The following is a 13,438-nucleotide window of genomic DNA, read 5'->3' on the forward strand; positions in this document are numbered from 1 at the left end:
ACAGAATTTTTACTTTCAGGAGGCTAATCCTTTGCAAACAGTTGAAACAAAATCGCCGACAGCATTGAAAAAAGTCCTGGCTATTTTAATATCGCTGCTAGCAGTAGCGGTACTGTCGATCGCTACTTTTATCGCAATTCCCGGAGAAAAAACAATGTTTGCTGGAAAAAGACCTGCCAATATCGGCATTGTGTCCGGAAAACTCGCAGCGTGCCCGAGTTCCGCCAACTGCGTCAGCAGCTTCAGTCAAGATGCCGAACACCAAATTGAGCCTTTAGCATACACTTCGTCCCAGAGTGAAGCGATGGCAAAGCTCAAAGGGGCGATCGAGTCCTATGGAAAAACTAAAATTATCACGGCAACTGATAATTACCTATATGCGGAGTTCAGCAGTGCTTTGATGGGGTTTGTTGATGACGTTGAATTTTTGGTAGATGATGAAGCAAAAGTCATCCATGTGCGATCGGCTTCGCGTCTGGGAGAGTCGGATTTGGGGGTTAACCGCAGTCGGATAGAAGCTATCAGAACTCAATTCAATCAACTCTGAACTTAAATTTTCTAGCTTTCCGGAAGCCCCTCTCCTGCAAAATGAGGGGCTTTAATATTTAGGTATTACTATGTAATGTTGATTTTTCACCACCTAGTTAACAATTATTAACAGTAGGCACAGCGCAAAGGAGTGTTTTGCAGGGGGAGTAGGACACAGCAATGCCGCGTCTCTACGGTTGGCTTTGAGTTTTAATACTTGTTATAAGATTGACGATTGTAGAGTTTTACAATCTTGAAAATAGCTGAGTCAGCTAGCACAGAAGAAGAGATGCCGTAGTATTCCTATAGTATTAAACAACCTAAATTATACACTTCTGACTTTAGGGAGAGGGAACTGAACGAATTAATTTCTACTATTAACTTAAGTAGAGCAAAGAGGAAAAAACACATGGCACTTCAAAGATTAGCAGAATTTTATCCTAACTATCAGGAAGAAATCTTTGCTGGAGACGACATCAAGGGATTTGATGTTTATGCTGGCGACTCTGATGAAAAAGTAGGGACGGTTTATGATGCTTTGGTTGATGACACGGGTCGTTTCCGCTATCTGGTAATTGATACCGGTATTTGGATTTTTGGCAAAAAAGTATTGTTGCCAATCGGCTCGGCCCGCTTCGACTACGGAGCCCGTCGCGTCCACGCAACAGGCCTTCGCAACAAAGCTCAAGCAGAACAATTGCCTGCTTACAATGAATTAGAATCAGTAGATTACGATCGCGAAGAACAGGTAAGAGGCGTTTACCGCAATCAAGGAACTGCCGCTGCAAGCACTGCAACTCCTGCTAGCTACGATCGCAGCAGCTACAACTACGATATCGACCGCCCCCTCTACGAAACCAACGAACAGCAGCACCAAAATCTCAAGCTTTATGAAGAACGCTTGATTGCCAACAAAAACCGCGCCAAAACAGGCGAAGTCGCCGTTGGCAAGCGCGTGGAAACTGAAACAGCGCGAGCTTCAGTACCTATTGAAAAAGAACGAGTTGTAATCGAGCGAGTAACCCCGGTAGAAGCTGGTCGAGTAGTTTCAGTCGGTGACGCTGACTTCCAATCAGGGGAAGTTGCACGCATGGAAGTCTACGAAGAAACGGCCGACATTCACAAGGAAGCTTTCGTCCGGGAAGAAGTCAACGTCAGAAAAGAAGTTGTTCGCACCACGGTTGAGGGCGAAGAAACCTTGCGTCGTGAAGAATTAGACGTTAAGACTGATGGAACTGCGGTTGTAGATAATAAAAATCCAAAGATCTAAACCAACCGCAACAGCTATTGCATAGGAATTGCGCCTTAATGACATAATTCTGTCACCGCGCAGGTTTGATTGGATTGGTAGCGATCGCGCAATTCCTAAGTGAGGGGCGGGGGGGGGTACAAAACTTGTCTGGTTTTGGCAACGTTTATGCACTTTCCCCGCCTTTACCCATTTGCCCTTACCAATTCATAATAAAAATCCCTAAGCAGGAAAGTTTAAAAAATGAACGGTCAAGCATCAGCCGAAAAGATAGCAACTGCTAAATCAATTACGCCTCTCAACCGGGTACCCGAGAAAGTCAGGACTAAGCTAAAAAGTTTTACAGTCAAAGACAATCAAGGTCACTTGGTAGGCAAAGTTAAAGATGTCTATTTTGATGATAACGGTCAGTTAAACTTTGTGGTAGCCGGGCTAGGCAGCGAAAATACCCGTCTTTTCTTATTAAGTATTAAGCTGCTAAAAAAAGTCGATTATCACGAAAAATCCCTCTTTGTAAGTATAAATTCGGCGCAAGTCGAACTGCTGCCGGTAATTTCGACCAATAGCGGGCGTCCGTATTTAGAAAATGCCTCAGCAGAACCGCATAGTGAATTTAACAACACCGAGTTAACGAAGCCCTCAAAAGTTATGTCAAATCTAACAGATGCCGATCGCACCGATGAAAGTTTGGAGACAGATGAGGATGAGGAAAATTTAGATATTGTCGATCAAGAAGTAATTCGCCTCCTAGAAGAACGATTGGTGATTAATCGTAGCAAGCGCAAAGTTGGCGAAGTCATAGTGCGTAAAGAAATTGAAACTCGGATGGTACAAGTACCCATCCAGTGGGAAAAGCTGATTGTCGAACAAGTCGGCGACGATCCGAAGGTGTTGGCCGAAATAGATTTGGGCGAGGGAAGCATCACCGGTATAGATTTGACAGAGATTAAGAGCGATCGCCAGGAACCGACAGTTAAGGCTGAATTTACCTCTGTCCAGAAAGCTAGCAAAATCTTAAATTCGATCGCCTCTCAACCCCGCCACGGTTGCGTTAAAGTCCGCCTAGAACTGGTTTTGGAAGACAAGCAACTGGAGGAAACTTACCAAAAATGGATGACGGAACACCACTCAGAGAGTTAAAATATTCGTCCTTTTCGCTCTAGATTTTAGCTATTAGTAAGAAACTTAAATCTAAGAGCGGACTGTGGCGAGTCGTGGGGGAGAGAAAGTTCACCGCCATCTACTAAGATCGTGTTCAGTAAATTAACCGTAATTTTGGTAGGGGTGGGTTCACGAACATCTATTATATAAGCCTGAGATCCGTAAACCCGCCCCGACCGGGATATTTAAATTTTTAGCGATGGTACTCTAGACAAAATTGTACCGAATTGCGGTAAACTTTTGGTGGTCAAATTTAAAAGTATGGGAAAATGCCTAACACCATCTCCGACATTAAAGTAAAAACGATCGCAGGCGAAGACAAACAGCTAGGAGAGTATGCGGGCAAGGTACTCTTGATAGTTAACGTAGCTTCCAAATGTGGCTATACACCTCAATACAAAGGGCTCGAAGAATTGAGCCAAAAGTACAGCGCGGCTGGACTCCGTGTTTTAGGATTTCCCTGTAACGACTTCGGAGCTCAAGAACCCGGAAGTAATCCAGAAATCGTCAATTTTTGTACTACCAAATACGGCGTCACCTTTGAATTATTTGACAAAGTACGCGCTAAAGGCACTCAGCAGCACCCGCTGTACGCTAAGCTTACGAGTGCAGTCGATCCCAAGGGTGAGGTTTCCTGGAATTTTGAGAAATTCTTAGTTAGCAAACAGGGTGAAGTGGTTGCCCGATTCCGCAGCAGCGTGGGCCCCGATTCGCCAGAACTAATTGCTGCGATCGATCGAGAATTGGCAAAATAAGAAGTTCCCCAAGGCAGCAGCGTACAGGATTTAACGGATTTAACCGAGGGATGTTTAGGGAAGAGGGAAGAACTTAATATGATTTTTTTCTAATAATTAGAGAGCTTATTTTTTTCTTCTCTTCCCCATTGTTTGTCAGCCCTCAGCAATTAACAATTACCGATGATGTTATTATTTAAGGGGAGAAGGGTTTAATTTAATGGAGAATACATCGGGATTAGATTTAGTTGTAGGTGTACTTGCCTTCGCAATTCTTGCAGGCGGTCTAGTCATGTTATTTGTAGGCATGGCATCCTTTCCTAAAGAAAAATAATAATACTAATGGATCGTATGCGGGATGGCACGACCCTAACAAAAGTGCTTGTAGTGAAAACTTAAGTCCTAATAGAAATCTGAAGACTTAAGTTTTCACTACCCACTTAAAACGGTTATTTTACAGGACAGAATCTGAATAAATCTAACAGCATTCAATTTGAAAATTCGCCCTGGACAATCATGCAAACTACCGAAAACAACGTCAAAATTGCCCTCGCGCCGGGGAATTTGCGCCGCGTTCACCATATCGCTTTAAACGTGCGCGACATGAAAGCTTCCCGCCACTTCTACGGTACAATTCTCGGCCTGCACGAACTAACAGGTGCAGAAATTCCCGCCACTTTAACAGAAATGGTAGCCGCTGGTAAAGTCGCTAATTTCGTCACTCCAGACGGCACTGTTATTGACTTATTTTGGCAGCCAGACTTGGAACCGCCAAACCCAGACCCGGAGAAAGCTTTTACTCGCGCCAACCACTTAGCCTTCGATATCGAGCCGGATTTGTTCGATCGCGCTCTGGAAGTGCTACAGTCAAATCAAATTGCGATCGACAGCGGCCCCGTCACTCGCCCTACAGGACGCGGCATTTACTTTTACGATCCTGATGGATTTATCATCGAAATCCGTTGTGATGCAGTTTAAACAGTCGCTCTCGGGTTCTCGGTGATGGGTGCACACCCTACATTTAGAGTTCTTTCACTTGCCGTCTTTGCTAATAGGTTGCTTCGGCCAAGTAAACCGAAAAGTTGCTCCCTCACCTTCGGCAGATTCTAGGGAAATACTGCCCCCTTGACCTTCGACAATTTTCTTCACCAGCGACAAACCAATCCCAGTATTTTCTACTTTATCGCGAGCTTCCAAGGTCTGAAAAATTACAAAAACTTTCTCGTGATATTGAGGATCAATCCCCGGCCCGTCATCCTTTACAGAAAATTCGTAAAAATCATCTAACTCTTTAACAGATATTGTTACGTGACCAGATTCAGCTCGGTTGTGCTTGATTGCGTTGCTAATTAAATTAGAAAAAACCTGCTGTAGCGGCAATTTTTCGGTCACAAAAGTTGGCATTCCCGGTTCAACTTTCACCTCAAATTCAGACGGTGGCGCCAACGAATCAATAATTTCTGCTAATAAATTCTCAACTTTTACCTTTTCTGAAGCTACTTCAATGCGCCCGACGCGGGAATATTGCAGCAGTCCCTCAATCAAACCTTCCATCCTGTGAACTCTGCCGCGCAGCAGGTTCATTTGGTGCAGAGTATCCTCTGTCATCGACTCGCTGAGGTCTTCTTCTATCCAACTGCTGAGATTTGCGATCGCCCTGAGTGGCGCTTTCAAATCGTGAGAAACTACATAAGCAAACTGGTCTAATTCTTGATTCCGCTTTCTTAAAACATTTGTCGTTTGAGCCAGGTTTTGGGCTGTCAACCTCAATTCTTGAGCGCGCAACCGCAGCGATTCCTCCGCTTGTTTGCGATCCCTAATATCTTCTACCACACCCATCAGAAATTGAGTGCCATTTTGTTCTCGCAGCAGCGAAACCGTCAAGTTTGCCCACACCAACTCTCCGTCTTTGCGGATGTAGCGCTTTTCCAGAGAGAAGTTTTCAATTTCTGCTGCTAACAATTGGCGCAAAAGTTCCAGTTCGCTTGCCAAATCTCCAGGCCACGTAATCTCCTGAAATCTTTTCTCCACCAATTCTTGCCGGCTGTAGCCCAAAATTTCGCAAAGTTTTTGATTGACTAACAGAAATTCCCCTTCCACACTCGCTTGAACCATGCCGACTGCCGCCTGCTCAAAAGTAGCGCGAAACCGCTGCGCGCTTTGGGCTAAAGCAATTTCTGAGCGTTTGCGATCGCTAATATCGTTGCTAATTTCCAAAATAGCCACGGGTTGATCTTGATCGTCGTACTGCAAAGTCCAGCGGCTTGCCACCGTTATTTTTGTGCCGTCTTTCTTGGTTCGCACCAGTTCTCCTTGCCAAGAACCCTGCTCGAAAAACACTTTTTGAATTACCTCAAAAGGTTGAGTCCATTCTGTTTGTAAAAGCTTGTGAATATTTTTTTCTATTGCTTCCGACTTCCGCCACCCGTAGAGCCACTTGGCCCCCAAATTCCAATAAGAAATTGCCCCATTCAAGTCTAGTACGGCGATCGTATCATTCGCCAAATCCAGCATTTGCGCTTGCTTGCGGAGAGTTTCTTCGGCTTGTTTCCGTCCTCTGGCATCGCGGCAAATCGCAATAAACAACTGTTGATTTGCCAGACGCATTTCGCTGACAGCCAACTCCATCGGAAACTTAGTTCCGTCCCTGCGAACTCCAACTGTTTCTTGCTGGTAAGTCTTCAGCTTAGTATCGGGATTTAACACAAAATATTCGATAGAATAATCCCCTGCGGTGTTGTAAGGCTGCGGTTGAGCTATCAGCCGCCGCAGGTTCGAGCCAATTACGCGATCGGCTTTCTCGCCAAAAATATTTTCTGCTGCCCTATTAAAAGACTCAATATTTCCCCATGCGTCCAAAGTAATAATACCGTCAGCCGCATTGTCTACCACAGCTTGAATACGACTTTTACTTTCTTCCAAGCCAGCTTCCCGCTTCCTCAATTCCTTCTCTAAACTATCAAATAAATACCAGGAAGCCCCTCCACCCAAACAGCCGAAAAGCAACCCAGCAACTTGCACAAAATTAGTGAAATCTATCAACTCCCGTATTTGCCGATCTACTGCTTTCTGGTAGGCTTCGCCTACATCAACAAACGCATTAAATTTTTCGCGCAGGTTATCCATCTGCAACCTACCTTGACCGAACACCTGAATTATTTCCGGCGACTGCACGCTTGTTGCCGAAATGTCGAGCTTATTCAAAGTGTTTTGCAAGAAATTTATTTGCTCTTCGGTACTTTTTTTAATTTCTTCAAATCGCTGAGCTTGCAGTGGATTGCCTCGAACCGCAACCTTGAGTTTAGCCAGCAGCGGAGGCAAACTCTTCTTGGCTTCTAAGTAGGGTGATAGAAATTCGCGGCGCTTCGTCAACCCGTAACCCCGAATGCCTGTTTCGGCATCCACCATCATTGTTAACAAGCGGTTAGTTTCCTGAAGTATTGCCTTATTAGTATCTGATCGCTTTCTTATCTGTAGGGTAGTATTCCGGAGGCCTGCAATTGCTATCAGCGAAGCAAACAGACAAATCACGGGGATAGCAACGATGACTGTTCCCCGTTGGCGAAGTGGTCGGTCTGTCCATACAAATTGGACGGCGCGATCGAGCAAATACTTCACGGATATTGAAGGAGAAAGTTTGCTGCCAGTATATCACTTTTTGGCAGTTGAGGCTATGGATAAGTTTGTTTTGTTTGATTTGGCGAGCGCCGGGGACTAACCGTGGAAACTAGATTAGACCCCTGTGATAGCTACCTGCTGACACTAACAGCAGATTTTTTGGCACGGTGTTTAAACTGAGGCAAGGAGAAAGAAAGGACTTTTCTCGACCCCGATACAGCAGGCGAAGCAGAAAGGATCGTTTCTGCTTTACCTTCCTTTTCGCCTTCGGCTTCTGCTTTTAAACTAGAGTCTGTTTCGCAAGTGTTTGGAACACTTGTAACTACAGTAGTCCACCTGCCTGTAGCCGGATCGCGATAACAAGTAAAAGGATTTATTTTTAGCGGTTGACTGCAAGGTTTAATCATGTAGATGCACTCCTTTGATTCTGAGAAATTGTGCATTGCTTTCAGCAGCAGTGCTATCTCGCCAGTAGAAGCAGTATGAAGGCAAAAAGCAGAATTGTGTTTCTGCGTCCAGAGACTTTTGAAACTTCCTGATTTCCTGTTAACTTTTGCCTTCTACTGCTTCGCGACCATAGCATTACTTTTACCAAATTGCCTGTCTGGAAGCAACCCCCCACCCCCTTAATTAGGTTGAGGTGGGATTTGTAAATGCAGCGACGCGCCCGATCGTGCCTGCAGGACAATTTTGGGATAATATAGGTATTCTAGGCTGAAAAAAAATGCTACTGTGTGATCGACAACAGAGGTTGATCGCGATCGGTGTCACAATTAAAAAGCGAATTGGTAATTGGTAATGAGTAATTGGTAATGGGAAAATTGGGAAGGGGGGAATTATTCCATCTTTTGCCATCCGTTAAATCCGTTAAATCCGGTACACAATTCCTGGCAAAACCCCCACCCGTTAAATCCCTTAAATCCCCTAGATTGCTAGTTGCCCAACTTGCTTCTAACTAATATCAACTTTTGTCTTTAAATGAACAGTAAAAGTAGAGCCCACATCCAACTGACTCTCAACAATGATATCGCCGCCCATCATCTGGCAAAACAAGCGACTAATGGCCAATCCTAAACCGGTGCCGCCGTACTTGCGAGTAGTCGAAGCGTCCCCTTGAATAAAAGGTTGAAACAAACCCTGCTGCTGTTCTGCCGACATTCCAATCCCCGTATCAGATACCTGCAAATAAACCCAATCGCTGCCGCCTGCTGGTTCGCGAGTCGCGCTCAACAGTACCGTTCCACCTTCGGTAAACTTCAGGGCATTGGAAAGCAAATTAAACAGAATTTGCCGGACTTTAGTCAAATCTGCATACATCACTCCCAAATTTTCAGAGCAAGAAACTTGCAATTGATTGTGATTTTTTTCGACCAAAGGGTGCAAAGTTGCAACGACTTCTTCTATTAAATTGCTGAGGTCAAATTTTTCTAGATAAAGCTCCATCCGACCGGCTTCTATCTTAGAAAGGTCTAGAATATCGTTAATTAAAGTCAGCAAGTGTTTGCCAGCGTTATAAATTTTTTGGGTATCGGGAATGATGTCTTCGAGTCCCGATTCCCGTGCTTCTTCTTGTAGCATTTCGCTGTAACCGATAATCGCGTTGAGCGGCGTCCGCAGCTCGTGGCTCATATTGGCTAAAAAAGTGCTTTTAGCTCTCGAAGCTGCTTCAGCTTTGTGTAAGGCTTCTTGCAAGGCTATTTCGGCTCTTTTGCGCTCGGCAATTTCGATGCGGAGCAGTTTATTGGCGGTGGTGAGTTGAGTGGTGCGCTGATCGACGGTCATTTCTAGCTGCGCTTTGGCTTTGGAGAGTGCTTCCTGAGCCCGCTGGCGCTCAAATCCTTCGATCGCCAGCGCTACCAAATTTGCCAAAGAATCAGCGAAGGTGCGCTCCTCCAGAGCCCACTGGCGGGGCGCGCCGATATGTTCGAGAGAGAGGATACCCACGATCTGCCCACCGAGCCTAATTGCTACATTTAATATGGATGAATTAGGTTTGCTGGCATTGGGCAGCACCGCGGAATGTTCGACTAGCGAAGATGAGTGGGACAAATCTGTTTGTAGAGATTTTTGAGTCTTTGTCGTAGGTTCTAAAGCATTGTCCGATCGCAAATTTTCGCCCCGTGCGTCGCCTTCAACATCTAAAATTGATAAATTTAAATCGCTTGCCGATATGGACTCCCGACTCAAATGATTCTCCTGGGTGCGATCGTACAAGTCGAGACAAACTAATTTGAGGTTGGGGATTTTAAACTTAGAATGATTAACCCCCTCGCCTTGCTCTGGGGCAGCGGCCTCTGTATCGAGTGGCTCTGTTTGGTTCTGGGCGAGCACTCTCTCGGTAAAATTTAGCTGGGGATCTGTCGGGTAGGGAGTTCCAAATCTTCCATGGTTGTAAAGCCAGACGCTGACTTTTTCCACATCCAAAGTCCGGGCTGCAGCCTCGGTAATTTCGCGAATTCCCACATTCAGGGCACCGCTATTGAGAGTCCTCTGCCGACCTAGCTGCAACAAAGCCAAACTCTGGCGGCGGAGACGCTTTTCGCTCTCTTGAAGGGTTTGTTCTGCTTCCTTGCGCTGGGTGAGGTCGTACAAGGCGCACAATGCCGTCGCCTGCCCGTTAAACATCAGCGACTGAACCGAGAGCATCGCCCAGAAAGCGGTGCCGTCTGATTTTTTGCAGTGGAGTTCGTAGTTTTGCAGGTATCCTTCTTTAGCAAGTGCCTCAAGTACCTTTGGGCGATCGACGGGGTTGAAGTAAAAGTCTGGAGTGCTGCAGCCGATCAATTTTTCTAGGGGTATGTTCAGGAGAGAAGCCAATTGAGCGTTCGCATACAGAATTAAGCCGTCACAGAGGCGAGAAACTAATACCGGTACGGGAGTTGCCGAGGCGATCGCCCGAAACTGCTCTTCGCTTGAACGCAGCGCCAACTGAGCTTTGCTCAGCAAGTGAGCTTCCATCGTATCTGAATGTTCGGTGGTCGTCTCCAGCAAAAGTTCTAGGTCAACCTTTTCGCGCTTCAAGTTTTCAAGTTCCGCACTCAGCCGCTGAACGTCGAAAAGTAGCTGTTCTGTCGATGGTTCTTCCTGCATAGCAATTGAAAATTGGTAATTTTTAGTCTGTTCTGAAGTTTTTTAGGGTTTTGTGCTAGTTTAACTATGACTTATTCCGATTAACTTCAGCCACCCTCCTCCTGGTTCCCCGACTTAGCCGGGGATTCATCTTTACCTTTTTCGTTACTATTCAAATTCTAAGTGCAAGGAAGGCATCAGCCGCTGCAAGTTCTTCAGGGATTTTATCTGCCAGGGGATCTGTTTAGAACCTTTGATGACCATTTGAATATTTTTTTGCTGCCGCACTTTGATCACAAATTTTGAGACAATATTAATTCCAGAACTATTTAAAAATTCTAGCTTTCGCAAGTCTAGAGTAACGATGTTTGGGCAGGAGTCAGCCACTTCGTTGAGCACATCGACGATCGGTGCGTATTCTTCCACCTGGCTGAGTCGGAACGAGCCGCTACAGGTGACTGTTTGGGTAGCGCGATCGTACTGGAGCGTGTAATCTTTGGTCTGAATCTCCATACTTTTGTCAGTTGCCGGTTTTGAGTGGTAAAGGGGCTTTGGCTGCGTGAGCGAGGATTGAGCTTCAGGCTAGCACGATCAAAATTCAGCCGTTTGCCGAATGCCGAAGGCCTTTGCGTGTGTAACTTTTATTACATATACTGCCAACTGTACCATTGCCACAGGGCAGTTATGAGTTATTTTAGGATTTACCAGTTGTGATACCAGTTGGAAAAAAGAATGCAACTGTTGACTAGCTCCAAACCCTGATAGTCATCAGTCAGTGCCCATCTAACATCTCAAATCTCAAATTGTATGAGTTGTGGGTTGACGAGACCAGCTTTTGCTGAAGTTCCGAGCAGCTATCAATTCGATTTTTTTCTCAACTTGGTATTGACAAAATTACCAAAATATGAAATAAACTTCACATCTGACACTGAAGTGAAGGGAAGGGTATTTAATGGCAATTTCAGGAATTACAGAAAAGCTTTTGGCTGCTAAAAAAGCTCAAGGAATTAGTTTTGCAGATTTAGAGAAAGTTTTGGGGCGTGACGAAGTTTGGATTGCCGCGGTTATTTACCGTCAAGCTACTGCATCAGCAGATGAAGCCGAGAAAATTGTCTCGGCTTTGGGCCTAGATAGCGAGACGGCTGCGGTTCTTTGTGAACATCCGTTAAAAGGTTCTTTGGATGCCTCGGTTCCAGTTGACCCTCTGCTTTATCGATTCTATGAAATAATGAAGGTTTACGGGATGCCGCTCAAAGCAGTGATTCAGGAAAAATTTGGTGACGGGATTATGAGCGCGATCGACTTTACTTTGGATGTCGAGAAAGAAGCAGACCCAAAAGGCGATCGAGTGAAAATAATTATGTCGGGAAAATTTTTGGAATACAAAAAATGGTAAGCCCGTGCCAGTTTATTTTCAAGTAAAAATGAAAAATTCAAATTTGCTCGAATGACTCATGACTAATGACTAAAGCCTCAAAAGTGTTAACTTAGAAATAGAGATCGCGAAGCTTGACTGGCTTGGGTGTCCGATCGGGAAACCCTTCTAGGGCAAAGCTAAGGTCGCTCCCGCGGCAACTTCCCCAGTCGAAACAAGCAACCGCAACCGTAAATTAAGAGGCAAATATGTCAAAATATGACTCCCATCTCAGATGCTCCTTTTGCGGCAAGTCGCAAGAGTACGTCCGCAAGTTAATAGCTGGGCCCGGCGTCTACATTTGCGATGAATGCGTGGAACTGTGCAATGAAATTTTAGAGGAGGAGTTCTTTGACTCCAGTAAAACAATTGGTCAACAGATTCCCCAATCAGAGGTGCGAGAGTCTCAGGGACAAGGAACGCGGCGTCCGGGTCGATCGAATAAATCGAAAATCGTTTTAGCTCAAATTCCGAAACCAACAGAGATTAAGCAGCATTTAGACAACCACGTCATCGGCCAGCATTCAGCAAAAAAAGTTCTTTCTGTCGCAGTTTACAACCACTACAAGCGCTTGAGCGCTGACCAAGCTAAAGATAACGACAAGCCTTCCCCTGACAGCGATGTAGAACTGCAAAAATCCAACATCCTGCTAGTTGGCCCCACAGGTTGTGGCAAAACTTTGTTAGCGCAAAGTTTGGCGCAAATGCTCGAAGTCCCCTTTGCGGTAGCGGATGCGACGACACTGACAGAAGCTGGATATGTCGGCGACGATGTAGAAAATATCTTGCTCCGGCTTTTGCAAATGTCCGATTTTGATGTCGAATCGGCACAGCGTGGCATTATTTATATTGATGAAATTGACAAGATTGCTCGCAAAAGCGAAAACACTTCGATCACCAGGGATGTCTCGGGAGAAGGAGTGCAGCAAGCGCTGCTAAAAATGTTGGAAGGAACGGTGGTTAATGTGCCCCCGCAAGGCGGCCGCAAACATCCTTACCAAGATTTTATTCAAGTTGACACTAGCAAAATTCTATTTATTTGTGGCGGTGCTTTTGTCGGTTTGGAAAAAATAGTTGAACAGCGTTTGGGTAAAAAATCCTTGGGCTTTATTCAGCCAACAGAAACCGATAGCAACTCAACTTTGCCGGCGAAAGACAAGCGGGCCGCTGATATTTTGCAGCAGGTACAGCCGGACGATTTAGTCAAGTTTGGTTTGATTCCTGAGTTTGTGGGGCGGATTCCGGTGGTAACGGTGATTTCACCACTGGATGAAGCAGCTTTGATGCAGATATTGACCGAGCCCCGAAATGCGCTGGTGAAGCAGTATCAAAAGCTGTTGAAGATGGACAGCGTGGAGTTGGAATTCCAGCCGGAAGCGCTACGGGCGATCGCCCAGGAGGCCTATCGTCGCAAAACTGGCGCGAGAGCTCTCCGCAGCATTTTAGAGGAGTTAATGCTGGATGTGATGTACGAGTTGCCTTCTCGCAAGGATGTGGCTAACTGTATGATTACTCCTGAAATGGTCGAGAAGCGATCGACTGCTGAATTGCTGTGGCATCCTGCATGGCGGAAGCACGAAACAGCTTAATTTGTAATCTGTAGGGTGCTTGTGGCGCACCCTACAGGTCGTATTCGTAGTTATTCGTAAGGCGCGCACGGCGCAC

Annotated in this window: 11 protein-coding genes; 7 read left to right on the forward strand and 4 right to left on the reverse strand. The window is 45.6% G+C overall.

Annotated features, from left to right (window positions below):
- Positions 1 to 31 precede the first annotated feature (31 nt).
- The 5 genes from QT996_RS15240 (at position 32) to QT996_RS15260 (ending at position 4,650) form a co-directional block, all read left to right on the forward strand.
- Positions 32 to 547, forward strand: coding sequence for a DUF1499 domain-containing protein (locus QT996_RS15240; RefSeq protein ID WP_333047500.1), 516 nt, complete (start codon positions 32 to 34; stop codon positions 545 to 547).
- A gap of 390 nt (positions 548 to 937) precedes the next feature.
- Positions 938 to 1,798, forward strand: a complete 861-nt coding sequence (locus QT996_RS15245; protein ID WP_333047501.1) for a DUF2382 domain-containing protein — start codon at positions 938 to 940, stop codon at positions 1,796 to 1,798.
- 222 nt (positions 1,799 to 2,020) lie between these two features.
- Positions 2,021 to 2,917: a DUF2382 domain-containing protein gene (locus tag QT996_RS15250; RefSeq protein WP_333047504.1), complete on the forward strand. Its 897-nt coding sequence runs from the start codon at positions 2,021 to 2,023 to the stop codon at positions 2,915 to 2,917.
- A gap of 290 nt (positions 2,918 to 3,207) precedes the next feature.
- Entirely contained in the window at positions 3,208 to 3,693 is a 486-nt protein-coding gene (locus QT996_RS15255) for a glutathione peroxidase (RefSeq protein ID WP_333047506.1), read from the forward strand.
- A gap of 495 nt (positions 3,694 to 4,188) precedes the next feature.
- The gene (locus QT996_RS15260; protein ID WP_333047508.1) at positions 4,189 to 4,650 is read left to right on the forward strand and encodes a VOC family protein; all 462 of its coding nucleotides are present in this window, start codon (positions 4,189 to 4,191) and stop codon (positions 4,648 to 4,650) included.
- 54 nt (positions 4,651 to 4,704) lie between these two features.
- Here QT996_RS15260 and QT996_RS15265 read toward each other — a convergent pair whose 3' ends face one another.
- The 4 genes from QT996_RS15265 to QT996_RS15280 all read right to left on the reverse strand — a co-directional run bounded on the left by QT996_RS15265 (position 4,705) and on the right by QT996_RS15280 (position 10,872).
- A complete protein-coding gene (locus QT996_RS15265) occupies positions 4,705 to 7,290 on the reverse strand; it encodes a PAS domain S-box protein (RefSeq protein WP_333047510.1) in 2,586 nt (861 codons plus the stop codon).
- Between the two features lie 131 nt (positions 7,291 to 7,421).
- Positions 7,422 to 7,697 (reverse strand): hypothetical protein, encoded by a 276-nt coding sequence (locus QT996_RS15270; RefSeq protein ID WP_333047511.1) that lies wholly within the window; start codon positions 7,695 to 7,697, stop codon positions 7,422 to 7,424.
- A gap of 544 nt (positions 7,698 to 8,241) precedes the next feature.
- Positions 8,242 to 10,380 (reverse strand): ATP-binding protein, encoded by a 2,139-nt coding sequence (locus QT996_RS15275; protein WP_333047513.1) that lies wholly within the window; start codon positions 10,378 to 10,380, stop codon positions 8,242 to 8,244.
- Between the two features lie 147 nt (positions 10,381 to 10,527).
- Positions 10,528 to 10,872: a slr1659 superfamily regulator gene (locus QT996_RS15280; RefSeq protein WP_333047514.1), complete on the reverse strand. Its 345-nt coding sequence runs from the start codon at positions 10,870 to 10,872 to the stop codon at positions 10,528 to 10,530.
- Between the two features lie 439 nt (positions 10,873 to 11,311).
- Here QT996_RS15280 and cynS point away from each other — a divergent pair, with 439 nt between their 5' ends.
- Both cynS and clpX read left to right on the forward strand, forming a co-directional pair.
- Complete coding sequence (gene cynS, locus QT996_RS15285; RefSeq protein ID WP_333047516.1) at positions 11,312 to 11,755, forward strand: cyanase; 444 nt, start codon at positions 11,312 to 11,314, stop codon at positions 11,753 to 11,755.
- A 227-nt stretch (positions 11,756 to 11,982) separates the two neighbouring features.
- Complete coding sequence (gene clpX, locus QT996_RS15290) at positions 11,983 to 13,362, forward strand: ATP-dependent protease ATP-binding subunit ClpX (protein WP_333047518.1); 1,380 nt, start codon at positions 11,983 to 11,985, stop codon at positions 13,360 to 13,362.
- The last annotated feature ends 76 nt before the right edge of the window (positions 13,363 to 13,438 follow it).

The organism is Microcoleus sp. S13C4 (assembly GCF_036700865.1).
Taxonomy (GTDB): Bacteria; Cyanobacteriota; Cyanobacteriia; order Cyanobacteriales; family Microcoleaceae; genus Microcoleus.

What these genes read in the sequence shown, in the direction of transcription:
- clpX (WP_333047518.1), top strand. Translation starts at nt 11,983, where the DNA reads ATGTCAAAATATGACTCCCATCTCAGATGCTCCTTTTGCGGCAAGTCG.
- cynS (WP_333047516.1), top strand. Translation starts at nt 11,312, where the DNA reads ATGGCAATTTCAGGAATTACAGAAAAGCTTTTGGCTGCTAAAAAAGCT.
- QT996_RS15250 (WP_333047504.1), top strand. Translation starts at nt 2,021, where the DNA reads ATGAACGGTCAAGCATCAGCCGAAAAGATAGCAACTGCTAAATCAATT.
- QT996_RS15245 (WP_333047501.1), top strand. Translation starts at nt 938, where the DNA reads ATGGCACTTCAAAGATTAGCAGAATTTTATCCTAACTATCAGGAAGAA.
- QT996_RS15255 (WP_333047506.1), top strand. Translation starts at nt 3,208, where the DNA reads ATGCCTAACACCATCTCCGACATTAAAGTAAAAACGATCGCAGGCGAA.
- QT996_RS15260 (WP_333047508.1), top strand. Translation starts at nt 4,189, where the DNA reads ATGCAAACTACCGAAAACAACGTCAAAATTGCCCTCGCGCCGGGGAAT.
- QT996_RS15270 (WP_333047511.1), bottom strand. Translation starts at nt 7,697, where the DNA reads ATGATTAAACCTTGCAGTCAACCGCTAAAAATAAATCCTTTTACTTGT.
- QT996_RS15280 (WP_333047514.1), bottom strand. Translation starts at nt 10,872, where the DNA reads ATGGAGATTCAGACCAAAGATTACACGCTCCAGTACGATCGCGCTACC.
- QT996_RS15275 (WP_333047513.1), bottom strand. Translation starts at nt 10,380, where the DNA reads ATGCAGGAAGAACCATCGACAGAACAGCTACTTTTCGACGTTCAGCGG.